The organism is Endozoicomonas montiporae CL-33 (genome assembly GCF_001583435.1).
Taxonomy (GTDB): Bacteria; Pseudomonadota; Gammaproteobacteria; order Pseudomonadales; family Endozoicomonadaceae; genus Endozoicomonas_A; species Endozoicomonas_A montiporae.
The window spans coordinates 2,193,782-2,212,655 of the sequence record NZ_CP013251.1 but is presented as its reverse complement, the minus strand read 5'-3'; the positions used below and the strand labels follow the sequence as shown (position 1 = coordinate 2,212,655).

At 48.4% G+C, this 18,874-nt stretch carries 15 protein-coding genes; 14 read left to right on the top strand and 1 reads right to left on the bottom strand.

What is annotated here, in order from left to right:
• Window positions 1-183: 183 nt before the first annotated feature.
• From EZMO1_RS10150 to EZMO1_RS10115, 8 genes are all read left to right on the top strand, one after another.
• On the top strand, window positions 184-1,353 hold the full coding sequence (locus EZMO1_RS10150; RefSeq protein ID WP_034873107.1) for an ATP-dependent zinc protease family protein: 1,170 nt from the start codon (window positions 184-186) through the stop codon (window positions 1,351-1,353).
• Complete coding sequence (locus tag EZMO1_RS10145) at window positions 1,350-2,885, top strand: inactive transglutaminase family protein (RefSeq protein ID WP_034873106.1); 1,536 nt, start codon at window positions 1,350-1,352, stop codon at window positions 2,883-2,885. Before EZMO1_RS10150 ends, EZMO1_RS10145 begins: the two co-directional genes overlap by 4 nt.
• A 6-nt stretch (window positions 2,886-2,891) precedes the next feature.
• Entirely contained in the window at window positions 2,892-3,875 is a 984-nt protein-coding gene (locus EZMO1_RS10140) for an alpha-L-glutamate ligase-like protein (protein WP_051789396.1), read from the top strand.
• Between the two features lie 172 nt (window positions 3,876-4,047).
• On the top strand, window positions 4,048-6,033 hold the full coding sequence (locus tag EZMO1_RS10135; RefSeq protein WP_051789394.1) for a diguanylate cyclase: 1,986 nt from the start codon (window positions 4,048-4,050) through the stop codon (window positions 6,031-6,033).
• A gap of 493 nt (window positions 6,034-6,526) precedes the next feature.
• Window positions 6,527-8,116 (top strand): cytochrome ubiquinol oxidase subunit I, encoded by a 1,590-nt coding sequence (locus EZMO1_RS10130; protein WP_034873104.1) that lies wholly within the window; start codon window positions 6,527-6,529, stop codon window positions 8,114-8,116.
• A gap of 11 nt (window positions 8,117-8,127) precedes the next feature.
• Window positions 8,128-9,264 (top strand): cytochrome d ubiquinol oxidase subunit II, encoded by a 1,137-nt coding sequence (cydB, locus tag EZMO1_RS10125; RefSeq protein WP_034873103.1) that lies wholly within the window; start codon window positions 8,128-8,130, stop codon window positions 9,262-9,264.
• A gap of 12 nt (window positions 9,265-9,276) precedes the next feature.
• Window positions 9,277-9,399 carry a cytochrome bd-I oxidase subunit CydX gene (cydX, locus tag EZMO1_RS10120; protein WP_034873102.1) on the top strand — a complete coding sequence of 41 codons (123 nt, stop codon included), beginning with the start codon at window positions 9,277-9,279 and terminating at the stop codon, window positions 9,397-9,399.
• Window positions 9,400-9,790: 391 nt separating this feature from the next.
• Window positions 9,791-10,057, top strand: coding sequence for a hypothetical protein (locus EZMO1_RS10115; protein ID WP_051789541.1), 267 nt, complete (start codon window positions 9,791-9,793; stop codon window positions 10,055-10,057).
• Between the two features lie 13 nt (window positions 10,058-10,070).
• On the opposite strand, the gene EZMO1_RS10110 is transcribed toward EZMO1_RS10115, so the two are convergent.
• Entirely contained in the window at window positions 10,071-10,499 is a 429-nt protein-coding gene (locus EZMO1_RS10110; protein WP_034873101.1) for a hypothetical protein, read from the bottom strand.
• A 186-nt stretch (window positions 10,500-10,685) separates the two neighbouring features.
• Here EZMO1_RS10110 and EZMO1_RS10105 point away from each other — a divergent pair, with 186 nt between their 5' ends.
• The 6 genes from EZMO1_RS10105 to EZMO1_RS10085 all read left to right on the top strand — a co-directional run bounded on the left by EZMO1_RS10105 (window position 10,686) and on the right by EZMO1_RS10085 (window position 18,827).
• Window positions 10,686-12,815 (top strand): site-specific DNA-methyltransferase, encoded by a 2,130-nt coding sequence (locus EZMO1_RS10105; RefSeq protein ID WP_034873100.1) that lies wholly within the window; start codon window positions 10,686-10,688, stop codon window positions 12,813-12,815.
• 3 nt (window positions 12,816-12,818) lie between these two features.
• A complete protein-coding gene (locus EZMO1_RS10100; RefSeq protein ID WP_034873099.1) occupies window positions 12,819-15,407 on the top strand; it encodes a DEAD/DEAH box helicase in 2,589 nt (862 codons plus the stop codon).
• A 122-nt stretch (window positions 15,408-15,529) separates the two neighbouring features.
• On the top strand, window positions 15,530-17,026 hold the full coding sequence (locus EZMO1_RS10095) for a MotA/TolQ/ExbB proton channel family protein (RefSeq protein ID WP_051789391.1): 1,497 nt from the start codon (window positions 15,530-15,532) through the stop codon (window positions 17,024-17,026).
• Window positions 17,027-17,028: 2 nt separating this feature from the next.
• Window positions 17,029-17,406, top strand: a complete 378-nt coding sequence (locus EZMO1_RS27280) for a hypothetical protein (protein ID WP_201772139.1) — start codon at window positions 17,029-17,031, stop codon at window positions 17,404-17,406.
• Window positions 17,403-17,732, top strand: a complete 330-nt coding sequence (locus EZMO1_RS27275) for an OmpA family protein (protein WP_201772138.1) — start codon at window positions 17,403-17,405, stop codon at window positions 17,730-17,732. Before EZMO1_RS27280 ends, EZMO1_RS27275 begins: the two co-directional genes overlap by 4 nt.
• Window positions 17,733-17,738: 6 nt before the next feature.
• Window positions 17,739-18,827 carry an HNH endonuclease gene (locus tag EZMO1_RS10085; RefSeq protein ID WP_034873098.1) on the top strand — a complete coding sequence of 363 codons (1,089 nt, stop codon included), beginning with the start codon at window positions 17,739-17,741 and terminating at the stop codon, window positions 18,825-18,827.
• Window positions 18,828-18,874 lie beyond the last annotated feature (47 nt).

Below are 18,874 nucleotides of genomic sequence, written 5' to 3'. Positions count from 1 at the left end.
TCTGAGCAACCGGGTGCAGCCATTTCTGCATTCTGCCTGCCTACGTCAATTAACCCTCAAAAATTCGGCTGGATTGCGGCTGTTCGCCATTGGCAAGTGTCAGGACTTACAGTAAGCTGCGCAGCATTTGATTGTTTGCCAATCATCCATAGGTTCATTTATCTAATTCAACAAGTGTTCCCCATGATCCGTTTCCCGGCAATTACCGCTTTGATCCTTACTGCAGCGGCACTGACTGGCTGCCAGACGTTCCCGCCCGGCGAGGAACCAGCAGACACAACAAAAACCACAGAGGATCGACCAAAGGCCGAAAAACCGGTGTCTGAACCTCAGGAAAAACCAACCGCAGAAAAACCCGCTCCGGTACCGGAAGTCACCGTTACCCAGACCTACATACAAACGCCTGCTTACCTTGACGGCAAACTGGTTCTAGGATTTTCTGAAGAAGGTCGTTTACCCGACCTCGGTTTAGCCATGTCTGCCAAAATAGACACAGGAGCCGCGCGAAGCTCTCTGGATGCACGCAATATCCAACAGTTCGAACGTGACGGCCGCCCCTGGGTACGGTTTGAGCTTCACCGCACCAGCAAAGGCACACAGGAACTGGAACTCCCTATACAGGAATTCATTTCCATAAAACGCCCCGGGGAAGAATCCCAGCGCCGCCCGGTGGTCAACCTTGCCATTCAGATTGGTAACCTGACCCAGACTGCCAACATATCTCTGAACAACCGCAGCACTTACGAATACCCGATGCTGGTCGGTCGTGACTTCCTTCAGGATCTGGCTATTGCAGACGTCGGCAAAACCTATATCGCCACTGAAAAACCATTAAAAACCATTCAACGCAGCGTTCCTGTCACCCAGACAGGCAGTATTGATCAAACTATTGATCAAACTATTTACCAAAAAGTCAGCCTCAATGACCTGCCCGTTTTTGGCGCACTGGAAATGGTTCGCCTGAACGGTGTTGACGAACCTCTTAAAGCCCGTGTCGATACCGGAGCAGAAACCTCGTCACTGGATGCACGCGAGCTGGAAGAATTCCAAAAAGACGGCCAGCCCTGGGTTCGGTTCAAACTGATCTCCGGTGAACAGTCTTTTAGCCTTGAACTCCCTGTCTCCCGTTTTGTTCTCATCAAACGTCATGGCGGCCTTGATTCCGAGAGGCGTCCTGTTGTCAACATGCAGACAAAGGTAGGCAACATCACAAAAACCACCGAATTCACACTGCGTGATCGGAGCAGTTACGAGTTTCCGGTTCTGCTCGCAGAACAGTTTCTGGCTAACACCGCACTGGTGGATGTCAGTCAGGAATTCATTGCGGACAAAATGCCACGAGGTAACCAATGAAAGGCCGTTTTCAACTCAGTCTGGCCGTAGTGCTGCTTGTCGCACTCGGACTGGGTCTTACTCTTTACAAGCACTTTGCGCTCGGCTTTCCATTGCTCAGGGGTGAAACCAATACCATCTGGAGTATTGAGGCCGAAGTCGATTTTACTGCCGATGGCGGCCCGGCCAAAGCCACCCTGACCCTGCCCGATCATCAGTCCGATGTCCGCATTCTCGATGAATCCTTTGCCTCGCCCGGCTACGGTATCAACCAGTTTGACGACAATGGCCAACGACGGGCGGAATGGAGTATCCGCGAGGCCAAAGGCCGACAGACACTCTATTACAAAGTAAACCTCTACCCTGACTCTGTTGCTGCACCGGATGAAGAACCACCCGTTGAAAGTGACACGCTCACGGTCAAGCCAAGACTGCCAGAGCCTTACCAGACTGCTGCAGAAAGTTTGATCGAATCGGTCACGGAACGCTCGGCGGATGCCCGCAGTTTTACCGGCACTCTGATCAATGAATTCTTACAGCAAAGCCCAGGCCAGAACACCAATATGCTGCTGGGCATGGTCAGCGACCGGGAATCCCGTACACGCCTGCTCATTGACCTGTTGACCATGGCAGACATTCCGGTGCGCATGGTCAGAGGCTTATACCTTGAAGACGGACGACGACGTCAGCCTATGCTCGATATGCTGGAAGTCTATACCAGCGATGGCTGGCTGATGTTTGATCCGGTCACTGGCGAGTCTGGCAACCCTGCCAACTTCTTCCTGTGGCAACGGGGTGGCAAGTCCCTGCTGGACGTCATGGGCGGCACCAATTCAAGGGTCAGCTTCTCCATGATTTCTCAGGCTGTTCCTGCCAGAGAGCTGGCTATCCAGAACTCGCAGGCTGATGAAGTCGCTCTGGTTGATTTCTCGATTTATGCCTTGCCTCTGGAAGTACAGAATGCCTTCAAAAGTATTCTGCTGATTCCGATCGGCACCCTTGTCGTGCTGTTCATGCGAATCATTGTGGGCCTGCGCACATCAGGTACCTTTATGCCGGTTCTGATTTCCGTCGCCTTTCTGGAAACCCAGTTATTACCCGGTCTGACCATTTTCATCACCATTGTCTCCATCGGGCTGTGGATGCGCTCGATACTCAGTCAGTTAAATATGCTTCTGGTCGCAAGGCTGGCCGCCGTAATGATAGTGGTCATCGGCATTATGGGCGCCATGAGTATCCTGAGCTGGAAGCTGGGCATCACCCAGGCACTGACCGTTACCTTCTTCCCGATGATCATCCTGGCATGGACCATTGAAAGGATGTCAATTCTCTGGGAAGAAGAAGGGCCAAGGGACGTACTCATAGAAGGTTTTGGCAGTTTGCTGGTTGCCAGCATTAGCTACCTGCTGATGTCCAACCCGACCGTTGAACACCTGACGTTTAACTTCCCGGAACTTCTGTTTGCGGTGCTGGGTGTAACGCTGATGCTGGGACAGTACACAGGGTACCGCCTGCTGGAACTGCGACGCTTTAAACCTCTGGCTCAGGAATAAACGACCATGGGAGTAATTAGTCGCTTCGTTACCCAGCTCGCAGACAGCTTTGCCAGACCCGAGCAGCTCAAAAAAGCCGGCATCCTGAGCATGAACAGCCGAAATCTGGATTACGTTATCAAGTACAACCCCAGAAAACTGCTGCCACAGGTGGATAACAAACTCACCACCAAACAAATGGCTCAACAGGCTGGCGTAGCTGTACCGGAGCTGCTGGGCGTCGTGTCATACCAGTCGGAGATCAAAAATCTCCGTCAAATGCTTCAGGCACACGAGCATTTCGTTATCAAACCGGCCCAGGGCAGCGGCGGAAAGGGTATTCTGGTGATCACTGGCCGAGACGGTGACCGCTATGTCAAAGCCAGTGGTGATACCCTTGAGTTTGAGGATATTAACCGACATGTGTCTAACATCCTCGGCGGTTTGTATTCACTGGGCGGCAAGTCCGATGTCGCCATGATTGAAGGCCTGATTCAGGCCGACCCGGTGTTTAATGACTACAGCTTTGAAGGCGTACCCGACATCCGTATGATCGTTTTTCGGGGCTTTCCGGTCATGGCGATGTTACGACTTGCAACCCGGGCATCCGACGGCAAAGCCAACCTGCACCAAGGTGCTGTTGGTGTCGGGCTGGATATTGCCACGGGGCAAAGCCTGCGGGCTGTGCAGTTTGACACACCGATTGAGCTTCACCCCGATACCAATCACAGTTTTGAAAGCCTTAAAGTTCCACACTGGGACCGGCTACTGGAACTGACCGCTGCCTGTTATGGCATGACAGGACTGGGCTATCTCGGTGTGGATATGGTGCTGGACAAACACCACGGACCGTTAATTCTGGAACTGAATGCACGACCAGGACTGGCTATTCAGATTGCCAACGGCTGTGGTATTCACCCAAGGTTACAGAAAGTTGAGGCCATGCCTGACTGGAACCTTCCGATACCGGAAAAGGTAGCCTTTGCCAAACAGCACTTCTCCAGCCTGTAAGACTTCCTACCCTAAACAGTAAAACCTGCATAGCCATGGCTTTACTGTTTAAACGCCTAACGACCCATCAGGCACAGCAGCCTTCTAGCACAATAAAAACAGCTATGTCACAATTGGTCGATACATACTGATAACGATTCACCTCATACAGCCACCACGGAGGGCAGCTGCAATGATGGTTAATTTACCCAGACGCTATCTGCAGTCCGTGCTTTGGAGTAGCTTTTCATTGCTACTCATCCTGTTAATGGTCCCGGCAACAGCCAGCACACTGACAAGCCCTGCAGCTTCTTCATCGGCTGCTACAGGCACAATCGACAAACCGGTCAGCCTGAGTCCACACCTGACGCCCATTACAGACCCTTTTGCCGCCACAGCCAACAACACACCTTCCGATTTTTCCTGGTATCAACTCGATCTGGTGTTAAGCCCGGATTTTTCAACGGACTGGTTTCTGGTATTCAGCCGCATTCCCCATCTTACACTGGACGTCTATCTGCCTGAGAATGGCAACTATCAGGTAAAAAGAATGGGGCTTGACGGACTATCAGCAGCAAACCCTGACGCAAGAACCATAAGGCTACCTCTCACCAGCGGACAGTCACACCGATTACTGTTCAAAGTCAGCCAACAATCCGTCCAGACACTGAACCCGGAACTCTGGCCCGCTTCACTCTATTCTCTGAGCGAATATCGCTATCATGCACTGGCAGCCTCTCTGCAAACTATTTTACTGGTCATCCTGACTGCAGCCCTGGCCGTCATGGTGGTGAAAAGAACTCTGCTTTACCTGCCACTCAGTCTTCACCTCAGTGCCATGAGTCTGCTTATGGTGGCCCTGAATGGCAGACTGTTCCGGGTGATTCCCCATAGTTTTGACCCGGCCCAGCTGATTTCGATACTGACGGTACTCACAATGCTGTCCGCCCTCACCTGTTACCTGAATCTGTTCCGAACCACCCGGCCGACGCCCAGAAGCACGATGATTCTATCAGGTGCAATACTGGTGGCCTGCGGCCTGACGTTTGGTTTCATATTTGCCACCGGCAACACCATTCCCTCGCTGCCACTGGTACTCTTACTCTGCCTGCAGTCCATTTCACTGTCTGTGCTTCATTATCTGCTACAACCTGATCGCAAAGGACAACCTTTCACCATCAACCTGATTAAAAGCAGTGACAAGAAACGCAGGGTGTTCAGCCAGCACTTTCGCGACAATCTCGCTGACCTGAATCTGTCCGACAACACCACAGAGCTGTCCGCTCCCATTCTTGCCATTATCGACGCTACATTAGATCAAGCCCCGGCTGTTTTACTAACGCTTGAAAACAATGAATGGCAACTCAGCTCTCTCTCCCCCAGGGTGAAGCGTCAGGTTGAAAAAGAGCTGGAGTACTTTGTTACACCGCTGACAAAACTCCTTACCCAAGGTTCAGATGACCAGATCCATTTTCAGGATAAACACAGTAACAGTATCTGGGGTTTTCATTTAAACGACGACGGCGAACGCCAGCTGTTTTTATTACTGTTTCCCGGCAAGTATCAAAAAGAAACCATCAGCCGACAGCAGGCACTTGACCTGTGCAGCTATATCAAAACCATTCTGAAAGCTAATCAGCAAACCCGCTTCTGGCAATTGCAGGCCAGTCTCGACCCCCTGACCGGATTACTGAACCGCAACCACTTCTTTCACGAAGCGGAAAAGCAGGTCGAAGCCTGTAAGCAACAACAAACCCCCTGCTGCCTGCTGTTTATAGACGTTGATGACTTCAAGCGAATCAACGACAAACTCGGGCACCCGGCAGGCGACAAGGTTCTGGTGGATATTGCCCACCTGATCCGGGATAGCCTGCGACATCAGGACCTTATCGCCCGCTACGGTGGAGAAGAGTTCGTGATTCTGTTACCTGTAACCTCGGCATGGCAGGGCGCACAGATTGCAGAAAGAATCCGAAAACGTGTTGAGCAATACAACGCCAGCCCGACGCCTGCCACCCTCAGCCTTGGGCTCGCCACCCTGAGCAGTGAACTCTCCAGTCTGAATCAGCTGATCAACGAAGCCGATAATGCAATGTACACCGCCAAGAAGCGTGGCAAAAACCGGCTGGAACCCGGTCCTTCCTGCTCAGACATTCGATTGAGCTGGCAAGAACCGTAACTTCGCAGAATTTTAATAACGCATTTGCAAAATAAAGATGATAATCCTCTATTTATTCAAATGATTTACATCTTTATTGATTTATATCAATCCCGGGACTTTACCGAAGTTCAGATACGTATTAAAACGTTGTACCATTCGGCTTGTCTCAAAGGATGTCCGCAGACGTGGTCAATTCCCCTATGAAATATCCACCTGCTGCGCCCGCTGCGTTTTTCTAAAACGTCTGCCGGGTTCAGACAGCATTATCGATTAAGGGCTCACCACCAAGGGAAGTAAGTCAGCAGGAACCCGCGCGGTTCCCTATGACCGGATGCACTGTAATGCATTAACCTGATCCAAAGTGCATCAATAACCGTATAGCTGCAGGCATGCAGATGCTGCAGATACACCCTGATGCAATAAATGGTTCATGGTTTTGGCAGGAAGCCATCACTTCCCGGGTCTCGTGGAAACCGGAGTAAGTTTCCCTGAAGATGTCACGAGGAACGTTATGATCCCCGCAGAAGTCATAGAGCTGTCGCGCTTTCAGTTTGCCATAACGGCACTTTACCATTTCCTGTTCGTCCCGCTCACCCTGGGTATGACCTTTATGCTGGCCATCATGGAGTCGGTCTATGTGATGACCGGCAAACAGGTCTATAAGGACATGACCAAATTCTGGGGTAAGTTGTTTGGTATCAACTTTGCCCTGGGCGTGGCCACCGGCCTGACCATGGAGTTCCAGTTTGGCACCAACTGGTCTTTTTATTCCTACTACGTTGGCGATATTTTCGGTGCCCCGCTCGCTATCGAAGCCCTGATGGCCTTTTTTCTGGAGTCTACCTTTGTCGGTATGTTTTTCTTTGGCTGGGATCGTCTAAGCAAGGTCAAACACCTTGCCTGCACCTGGCTGATGGCCATCGGCACCAATCTGTCCGCACTGTGGATACTGGTTGCCAACGCCTGGATGCAGAACCCCGTGGGTGCTGAATTCAATTTTGAAACCATGCGTATGGAAATGACCAGCTTTGCCGAGCTGTTCCTCAACCCGGTGGCGCAGGTTAAGTTTGTTCACACCGTTGCAGCGGGATACACCACCGGTGCCATTTTTGTTCTGTCCATCAGCGCTTACTATCTGCTGAATAATCGTGACATTGGCTTTGCCCGTCGCTCCTTTGCTATTGCTGCCGGTTTCGGTACTGCCGCCATTCTTTCCACCCTGTTGCTGGGTGATGAGTCCGGCTATGAACTGGGCGATGTTCAGCAGGTTAAACTGGCGACCATTGAGGCAGAATGGGAAACCCAGCCCGCACCGGCCAGCTTTACCGTGATTGGTATTCCGAATCAGGAGAAAATGGAAACCGAATACGCCATTAAAATCCCCTGGCTGATGGGTCTGATTGCAACCCGCTCCCTTGATGAAGAAGTGCCCGGCATCAAAGAACTGATTGCCGACAAGGAAATTCGTGTAGAAAACGGCAAAACCGCCGTTGCCCTGCTCGATACCTTGAAATCAGAAGACGGCGATACACCGGAAAACCGTGCTGCTTTTGCCGACGTGGTTGACGACCTTGGCTATGGACTACTGCTGACTCGTTACACCGATGACATTCCCAATGCCTCACCGGCACTGGTTCGACAGGCAGCAGAAGATGCCATTCCAACCGTGTGGCCGCTGTTTTTCTCATTCCGCATCATGGTGGGCTGCGGTGTACTAATGCTGATGCTGCTACTGACCGCCTTTTACAAGACCGCCCGTCGTAGAGAGCATAAGAGCAAACTGTTCCTGAAGCTCTGCCTGTGGTCACTACCGCTCCCCTTCATTGCCAGCGAAATGGGCTGGTTTGTCGCCGAGTACGGGCGCCAACCCTGGTCCATTTCAGGCATCCTGCCCACCTACCTATCTGCATCCAGTCGGACAGTGACCGACCTGTATCTCAGTATCGCCGGATTCACCCTGTTCTACGGCATCTTTGCCGTCATCGAAGTCTGGCTGATGGTGAAATACGCTAAAAAAGGCCCCAGCTGTCTACACACCGGACGTTATCACTTTGAGCGCCCACAACCTCGTGTGCACGAACTTACAACACAGCAGGGATAAGGAGCCACGCTATGGAATATGAAGTATTAAAGTTTATATGGTGGGTTCTGATCGGCGTTCTGTTGATTGGCTTTTCCATTATGGATGGCTACAACATGGGGTCTGCCAACCTGCTGCCCTTTATGGCTAAAAACGACACTGAGCGTCGAATTATGATCAACGCCGTCGCCCCTCACTGGGACGGCAATCAGGTATGGCTCATTACCGCCGGTGGCGCACTGTTTGCTGCCTGGCCTATTGTCTACGCCACCGCTTTCTCAGGCTTTTACTGGGCAATGGTGCTGGTACTGTTTGCACTGCTGGTACGCCCAATGGCCTTTGACTATCGTTCAAAAATAGACGATCCAAACTGGCGCAATGCCTGTGACTGGGGACTGTTTGCCAGTGGCGCGATTCCTACTCTGGTCTTTGGTGTTGCCTTTGGCAACCTGTTCCAGGGCTTTGGCTTTGAGCTGGACAGCACCATGCGCTCCACTTTCTCGGAAAACTTCTTCCACCTGCTCAACCCATTTGCACTGCTGTGCGGACTGGTCAGTGTCAGCATGCTGACCACCCATGGGGCGACATGGCAGAAACTGCGTGCAGGCGAGCCCATTCAGGAACGTGCGGCCACTGTCGCCCGTTTTGGTGCCATGATAACACTGGTACTGTTTACCATTGGCGGCATCTGGGTAGCCTCCATTCCCGGGTACGAAGTCACCAGCCAACTGGATCCGGCTGCGGTTTCAAACCCTCTGAACAAAACCGTCGCCATTGTTGAATCAGGACGCTGGATGGCTAACTACAGCCTGTATCCAGTGACACTGATCGCACCAGTTCTGGCCTATCTTGGCGGCACAGGCGTTTTGCTGCTGGCAAAAAGCCGGTTTGCCGGTTTAACCTTTGTCTGCTCAAGCCTCACGCTGGCCGGTGTTATTCTCACCGCTGGCTTTTCGCTATTCCCATTCATTCTGCCGTCCAGCACCATGCCGGATGCCAGCCTGACCCTTTGGGACGCAACATCCAGCCATATGACCCTGAGCATAATGACCTTTGTTGCCGCTATTTTTGTGCCCACCATACTCGGCTACACAATATGGTGTTTCTACCACTTGTGGGGGCGAATAACCGCCGAGCACGTCACTGAAAACAACCACTCACTGTACTGAAGGAGTTCGACAATGTGGTATTTTGCCTGGATTCTTGGAGTGCTTCTGGCCTGCGCTTTCGGGATTATTAATGTTATGTGGTATGAATTTCAGGAAGGCGGTTTTGATAATAATATCAATGACTTAGAAGGCTGAGTTTAACTTTAGTATACAATTTCATTGCATACTGCCGCTGAAAATAGTGCGTTATCGTGTACGAAACTATAGTACATAATAATGTATCAATCTCACAGGGGAGAACCCTCTCCCCTGACCTCATTTCACCCTGAACGCCCTTCTAACGCCTTATTCAACGAGTGCATTTTCAAACGATCCAGACGTATCATCAAAAAAACGACCCAACCAGCGTTGTCCTTGCCGCCCTCACACAAATTGCACTTTTGTTTAGCTTTGTAGAACCACAGTTCTTCTTACATCCAGCTACAAAACCCTCAAGCCTGACCCTACTTTGAGTACACGTCATGCGGCAGATAATCATCTGTCCAAACTGGCGTACTACAAACAACAAAACGATTGGAGAACGATCATGACAAAAGCAAAGAACGAACAGAAACCCGCTGCAAAAAATGAAGCCAAAAGTAAAAAAGACAAGTTCATCGAACTGGCCGAAACCCGGGTTCCCAAAGCTCTGAAACAGATCGGCATGGTGGCTAACTTATCGGACAAGGAAAAATACGAATACACCGACAAACAGATCAAGCAGATTTATGAAGCGTTGAAAGAGTCACTGGATCGGATGAAGGCAAGGTTTGAGAATGGCGAAGAGAAGGAGGAATCATTCAAACTGTCCTGATGAATCAGAACATCTAAAGCCCCATGCTGGGGCTTTTTTTCACGCAATTACTTTGCCATTGCAGCCAATCATACAGCTCTGGAGGACGATTATTCGCCGCAGCAAACTCCGTCAGCTCATCAGCCGACAACTCACAAACAACCACCAGCTTTGAGCCCGCCTGCAACCGTTCAATCGGGTCATAATAATACTCACCTGCTCCAATCACCGCCTGCTCAAGTGGAATCCGATACAACCCATAACCCAATACATAAGAAAGATGGCTACAGCCGTCTACTTCCAGATTGAAAATAGTCTCTGCAACGGTTTGGGAGCTATGGCCTCCCGAAACAGGCAAGTTCAAGTGTTTAAGGTAAGTAGGCAGAGGCTGAATGGTCACTTCTTTCAGTGGGGTTTTCAGTCCGAGAGAATGCAGGTAGAGCTGGAAAAAGTCGATCATCATAGCACTGTCCGTGTGTGTCTGATTATTTATTGGGGGACTCAAAATTTTAGTACTGTATATAAATACAGTCAACGGTTTTTCTGTAGTATTACGTCTACTGAAAGGTGGTGCTTTACGGGTACAATCAAACCCTTCTATTTTTCTTTGCAGTTTGCTGCTGTCGAATACGGTTATTAAGGAGTTTATGTGTCACGACTCACAGATCTCATAGCCCAAGCCAAGGCAAAAGATCCCCAGATGGGAGCTGACCTTGAACGTGAATTTAAAGCACTCTCTTCACGTCGAGCTTTTGGTCTTAATTTTGAGCGGCACCGCCCGGAAACTGTTGAGTTGCCCCAACGCCCTGTTCGTAAGGGTGATAAAGTCCGGGTTTTGCCAGAGCGTGGCACGGTTAAAAAAGGCGACCAACGACTATGGCAGGTCAAAAAAATTATAAAAGACAATGGTCAACGGTTTGCCCAGATAGAACTAATGGGGCATGCAGAGCCGGAAACTGACAATATTGCTGTAGATGATCTTGTGGTGGTAGCAGAGTTTCGGGATCACATTCTCCCGGGGCTGGTCAGTACGGGCAAAGTTGAACGGGGCGGTGATAAGCCCTGCCATACCGTGATTAATGGTGAGAACTACCACGCCCTGAAAGCCCTGACTTATACCCATTGGGGCAAGATCGACATTATCTATATCGACCCACCCTACAATACCGGGGCGAAAGACTGGAAGTACAACAACGATTATGTGGAAGGGGACGATCTCTATCGTCATTCAAAGTGGTTGGCGTTTATGGAGCGGCGATTGAAACTTGCTGCACAGTTGCTCAACCCCCAAAACTCCACACTAATCGTGTCTATTGATGAAAAGGAATACCTACGACTTGGCCTGCTTCTTGAGCAAGTGTTTCCCGAAGGTCGAGTTCAAATGGTTTCCAGTGTAATCAACCCTAAAGGCGCAACCCGACAATCGTCATTTGGTCGAACGGATGAGTATTTGTTCTTTGTCTCTCAAGGGAACGCAGCGCCAACACCTGTACCGCTGCCCAGCGAATGGAAAGTTGTGCAGGATAAACGAGCGGCAAAACTCCGCTGGGCAGAATTGTTGCGCTCTGGTTCGAATACACAGCGAGAAGACAGCCCAAACCAGTTTTATCCCATCTTCGTTCACCAACTTGAATGCGGCCCCGCTTTTCATTCGGTAGGCGAGGCGTATTTCGGAGATGATTGGCGATCTATGACAGTGCCCGAAGGATGCTTTGCCATCTGGCCAATACGCTCAGACGGGACTGAAGGTAACTGGCAAAACAGTGCGGAAAGCCTGCGTGTTCTGATCGAGAAAGGGTTTGCGAAGTTAGGACGATGGAGGGAAGACAAAACCGCTGTGACCTACTTAAAGCGTGGTGAACAAACCAAAGTTGAAGGTGGAGTTTTTCCTGTTATTGGAAGGCGCATTGACAACTCAGTCATCGTTGATGATGCCGCATATCAACCCACGTTTATTCCCGGCACTCAATGGCGTATTGCTTCTCACAATGCCGAACAGGGCGGAACCAACTTACAAAAGTCCTTTATTCCCGGTCGCAAGTTCCCTTTTCCAAAGAGCCTCTATGCGGTTGAAGACGCTGTACGATTCTTCGTTTCAAACAAACCAAACGCAACAATCCTTGACTTTTTTTCAGGCTCAGGCACAACGGCTCACGCCATCATGCGCCTAAATCGCCAGGACGGAGGCCAGCGCCAGTGCATCTCCATTACCAATAACGAAGTGGCCGCCGATGAACATAAAAAACTGCGTGAGCAGGGTTTGCGCCCCGGAGATGCCGATTGGGAACAATGGGGCATTTGTGACTATATCACCAAGCCTCGTGTAAAGGCGGCTATTACTGGCCAAACACCAGACGGAGAACCCATAAAAGGTGACTATAAGTTCACCGATGAATTCCCAATGGCTGATGGTTTTGAAGAAAACGCCGAGTTCTTTACCCTGACCTATGAAACGCCGGTTGCTATACGACACAACCTCGCTTTCGAACGAATAGCTCCTTTATTATGGATGCGGGCTGGTAGCCAAGGGCAACGAATTGAGCAACCATCGGAAAAAGGTTGGGATGTAGCAGACACCTATGGCTTGCTGACTGATCTGGATCAGGCTACTGCGTTTTGCAATGCCGTTAAACAGGTACAAAAACTGCGCATTGCTTATATCGTTACCAACGACGACCGACGCTTTCAATCCATAGCTCGCCGTCTGCCAGAAGCCGTGGAACCCGTTCGGCTCTACGAATCTTATTTAAAGAACTTTCAATTCGCTATCGGAGAGTGATGCATGAAGTTTACCTTAAAAGACTATCAGGAAGAGGCTGTCGCTGAGGTACTCTCCAATCTACACAAAGCCCATAAACGGTGGCATGACGACAGGGACATCCACTCTTTTTCCCTGACTGCGACTACCGGTGCCGGTAAAACCGTTATGGCTGCGGCTGTTTTTGAAGCCCTGTTTCATGGCGACGATGATCTCAACTTTGAAGCCGATCCTGGCGCTGTGGTGCTCTGGTTCAGTGATGATCCGTCTTTGAATGAGCAGACCCGGTTTCGTCTGTTTGAAGCTTCTGACCGCCTGAACCCCAGCGACCTTAAAGTGATTGACAACAGCTTCAGCCGAGAAACGTTTGAGGCCGGAAAGGTTTATTTTCTGAATACTCAGAAACTGGGCAAGAAAAGCCTTTTGGTTCGCGGTCATGAACCGGAAGGTAAAAATGATGAACTGTTTCCCTCAACGCCACCAGACCTGAGAGCGCACAGTATCTGGGATACCATTCAAAATACCATTGAAGATCCCGAACTGACTTTGTACTTGGTACTGGACGAAGCACACAGAGGCATGGGTAAAACCTCCAGACAAGCACAAAATGACAAATCTACTATCGTAAAGCGCCTGATTAACGGGTCTGGTTCCGTTCCTGCCGTTCCCGTTGTATGGGGTATTTCAGCAACAGTAGAGCGATTTCAAAAAGCGATGGCGGAAGCCAAGGGGCGCAGCACTCTGCCAGACGTAAAAGTAGACGCTGCCAAAGTGCAAGACTCCGGCCTGCTTAAAGATACGATCAATCTGGATATTCCAGAAAAAACCGGTCAGTTCGATACTGTTCTGGTACGCCGAGCTACGGACAAGATAAAAGCTTCCAGTGAAGCGTGGGCAGAATACGCCAAACAACAAGCAGACACTGAGACTGTGGAACCGTTGATGGTTCTGCAAGTACCCAACAAACCCGATTCTGATGATATTGGTCAGGCATTGGATACAATTTTCCAACAATGGCCTGATCTTAAACGAGACTCGGTGGCTCATGTTTTTGGTGATCACACTAGCCAGTCATTCGGTGGTTATCATGTTCCTCATATCTCTCCTGAACGGGTGCAGGATGCCAAGGGTATTCGGATACTGATCGCCAAGGACGCAATCAGCACAGGTTGGGACTGCCCAAGAGCTGAAGTAATGGTGTCGTTTCGTCCCGCAAAAGATAAAACGCACATTACCCAGCTATTAGGACGTATGGTTCGCACACCTCTTGCTCGCAGGATTCCGGGGAATGATCGCCTGAATTCTGTAGACTGCCTGTTGCCTTTCTTTGATAAAAAGTCAGTTGAAGATGTGGCTCAAGCCCTGATGACAGGAGGGGATGGCAGTGATGGTAGCCCATTGCCGGGGCGCCGCGTGCTTATCAATCCAGAAGAGATGAAGCCAAACCCATCGGTGCCAGAATCGGTGTGGGACAAGCTAACCTCTCTACCGTCCCAGTCACTACCCAAACGTAATGCTAAACCTGTAAAGCGTTTAACTGCCATCGCCCATGAGCTGGCAGCCGACGGTCTGTTGGCAGGCGCAGGAAAATTGGCTCATGCAGAGATGCACAAAGTCTTGGATGCTGCCAGCGCCCGCTATTCGGCTGAAATTGCGACGGCTCGAAAAGCAGTCATGACGGTTGAAGGAAAAAGCCTGCGAGCGGACTTGAAAGGCAAGGACATGTCATTCGATGACTTTTGCGAAGCCGCCGATTACGCCGTGATAGAAGATGCTTATCGTCGGGCTTCACGAATGTTCAGCCCGGATTTATCCAGAACCTATGCTGAATATCTGGCTTATCAGAATACTGACCCAGATCTTCTTGAAGAAGCCCTGATGGACGCTCACGCTGATATCGCTGCGATGGGTTTGGTGTCTGATGTTCAGGAATATCTTGATGCTGAAGCGGATAAAATGGCAAAAAGGTGGTTAAACTCGTATCGAATCGACATCAAGAATTTATCTGATGAACGTCAAGAAGCGTACCGTCAGTTAAAGGAAATGAGTAAAGAGCCTGAAGACCTTGATCTTGTTAAGCCCCACTCATGGATGGAAGCGACCGCAGTAATGGAGGCTGATGAAACGGTCACTCCTTTGCCTACTTATAAGCAACATATGTTGTGTAATGACAAGGGCGAATTCCCTGCAGATATGAATGATTGGGAAAAGGAAGTGGTTGACACTGAAACCAAACGTTCTGATTTTAGAGCATGGTATCGCAACCCTTCTCGTCCTACTCAAGATTCGCTTGGCATTTCGCACATAGAAAGCTCTGAATACAAAATCATGCGACCTGACTTTATCTTCTTTTCTGAAAAGAATGACGGCGAGGTCGTGGCTGATATTGTAGACCCCCACGGCACTCATTTCAGTGATGCACTGCCGAAACTTCAAGGATTGGCACGTTACGCCGAAGAACATTCGAGGGTTTATCGCCGTATTGAATCCATCGCTAAAGTAAGAGACACTTTGCGTGTACTTGACCTTACTGATCCCGCTGTTCGAAAAGCGGTCAATGAGTCAGAAGATGCAAAAAGTCTTTTTGAAAGTGCCTTGGCAATAAATTATTGAAGGTAGCGCAATACCTGCATTAACCTTTTGCAAAGGTAGAGGTCAGCTTATGGGTAACCGCTGACCTCAATGCTTACAAAATCTTACCTTTACAGATAAAAATAATATTTACAGGTAATTTCATGTCGCCCGGCAAATTTCTTGAAGAACTGTTTTACAAAGCCCCATCTGAATTGTGGACAGATATTTTTATCTGCCTGATCCTTGGTATTTTTGTCCTTGCTGTTTACGAGGCCAGTAGGAAAAAGCACTCCCGATTTCTTGAGCATGCCCCCAATGTTATGACATCGCTGGGTATTCTGGGGACGTTTACCGGTATTGTTATTGGTCTACTGCATTTCCAACCTGATCAAATTGACACCAGTATTAACCTGCTTCTGGAAGGTCTAAAAACAGCCTTTATCACCAGCCTGGTAGGTTTGTTTGCCTCTATCGTGTTTAAGGGTCTGGATGCTTGGAAGTTTGCACCCATGCGAGATGCCGACAATGTAAAGGAAGATATCACGCCAAAGGATATCTACAGTCAGCTTTCCGACCAGACCGACCTCCTTACCCAGCTACGTGAAAGCCTTTCTGGTAATGAAGATGGCTCTCTCAATGGTCAGTTAAAAAACCTTCGTTTTGATCTTCAACAGGCAACAACTAAACGTGAAAGTGATCAAAAAGCATTCGCCGAAAAATTATGGAGCCAAATGGAGAATTTCGCAGAAGTACTTTCCAAATCTGCAACTGAACAAGCAATAAAGGCACTTGATAATGTTATACAAGACTTTAATCAGAAGTTGACTACCGAATTTGGTGAGAACTTTAAAGCCCTTGATGAGTCCGTTAAAAAGCTGGTTGTCTGGCAGGAGCAGTACATGGAGCAGCTCAACCAAATGAGTGTTCAGTATGGTGAAGGTGTCAGTGCGATTGACAGCACAAGAGAAGCTGTATCCATTATCAGTGAAAAAACAGGAGAAATTCCTGCGTCGATGGATCAGCTTAAAGGTGTGATGGAAGTGAACCAGCATCAGATCGCAGAACTTCAGCGCCATCTTGAAGCCTTTGTCAGTATGCGAGATAGGGCTATCGAAGCAGTTCCAGAAATTCAGTCAAAGGTAGAGGATGTAGGACTGCAATTACAGCAGGGCGCACAGGAAATGCAGAGAGTTGTGTCCCAAGGGGCTACCGAATTTTCAGACTCCGTCAACCAAACCAATGCCGCTATCATTAGTATGGCTGATAGCCTCACTGTAAACGCTGACTCAATTACCACAACCTTACGGGATGGTTCGACAGAAGTCAGCAACAAAACCCGAGATATGGTAGGGCGTTTGGATCACAGCAGCCAACACCTGCAAGCTGAAATTGAGCGAAGAATTACGGCGGCCCTTCAATCACTGAAAGATAATAGCGAAACAACTCTTGGAGGTGTAGAAAGTCATATTAAAGGTGTTGTGGAGCAGACCGGAAAGAATGTTAATACTCAGCTTAAAGCAATGGATGATGCATTACAGCAAGAATTGACAAGAGTCATGGAGAAGCTTGGTAGTACATTGGGTGGCATTGCCCGCAAGATGACAGAAGAATATAACAGGATGGTGACTCATACCCCTCCCGGTAACGACAGGAGGTAGCAATGAAAAAAATAATCGGAGCTGCCAGCCAGTCAAATCATCATGATAGCGAGCATTGGATGAATGTCTCCGACCTCATGGCAGGTCTTATGATGGTTTTTCTCTTTATCTCTATCGCTTTGATGCGTTCTGCACTCATTGAACGAGATAAGATTAAAGAGGTCGCTGTTGCTTACCAGGGCAACCAAGTTGCCATTTATGAAAGCTTGATGGCCGAATTTAAGGATGATCTTGACAAGTGGGATGCAGAGATTGACAAAGACTCACTTGCATTTCGATTTAAGTCCCCGGATATTTTATTTGCCTCGGGGAAATCTAATCTAACCAATTCCTTTCAGGTGATTCTTAGTGACTTTTTCCAAGATTCCTTTCCACATTGAACTCATTTCATGGTGTTCTTGAAGAAATAAGAATAGAAGGACACACCAGCTCTATCTGGGTTGGAGCAAGCGAAGAAGATGCTTATTTTTTCAACATGAAACTTTCACAGGACAGAACCAATGCAGTTTTAACTTATGTTCATTTTACAGAAGATGATTCTGACATGCGTAAGTGGATCAGAAAAAATGTGGCTGCCGCAGGCTACTCTTCATCAAGGCTAATACTGACTAAAGATGGTTTAGAGGATCGGGAACGATCTCGGCGTGTTGATTTTAAAGTTGTTACTAATGCTGAAACACAAATTAGAAAAATTCTAACGGAATAATCAGACATGCCTATAAATGTAGATTTTTTGGAGCTAAGAAGTATTGCAAATGAAATAGGTGCCAATGAGATTGATTTTGTATTAAATGATGAAATCAATCCTGTTGACCCGATAGACGTGATACTCGATGAGCAAGGCATTGAGGCTGACCCTTCAAATCTCAAACTAAGAGGTGGTCCTTTTGAGTATGAAGGCCGACAAGTAGTTCTCTACATACCCAATCACTCATGGGATATAGAAAAATCTTTATCAGAGTTAAAAAGTAGAAATAAATTCCATGTCACCTATTGCGAATACTTGGAAAAAAGAAAAAAACAAAACACTATTGATCGATATATTGCAACTAATCGGTTAACAGGGTTATTTAAAATATTTGGCACTAGTAAGCAGAGCAGAACGTTAAAAGAAGGTGAAGTTGAGTTAAATGTCTGTATGTACTGCTTAAAAAAGCTGAACTACAAAGGTGCTTCCAGCACTTCTATCAGAAGGCAAGTACGTGATTCCTTTGATATAGCTGAATTTTTTTCAATCTATAGCTCATTTTTCCCATTTATGCCCAATGGTATGGCAGCCAATCCAGCAAACAGCAATTATCCTAAGAATTGGAGTAAAATATCAACAAGCTACCGACAGTCTAAAAACTACACCTGTGAGCACTGTCATGTTGATTTAAATGATCACAGAAATCTTCTTCATACTCATCACATTGATGGCATTCCTGGCAACAATAATTATTCTAATCTGCTAGCTCTTTGTATTGACTGCCACCGTAAAGAACATGGGCATATGTATGTTCGTCACACAGAAATGCAGACAATAACAAAGCTTAGGCGTGATCAGGGAGTAATCGAGCAAAATTGGGACTCAATATTGAGACTCGCAGATCCAGCACTTTATGGCGTATTGAAAAAGCTTCAAGATCAGGGTTATCAACCACCAACTATCGGCTACTCTATATCCAGCAATGATACTATTTACACCGCCGATGTCGCTTGGCCAAATGAGAGGTTTGCAATCGTCGTCGTAAAACCTGAGAGTAAAATTTCAGGTTGGAAATTATTTACGCCAGAAGAATACTTGTCAAAAGATTTATAGGTCTGATCAAGGGTCTTCAGAATTTCCACAACATTCCGCTATCAATA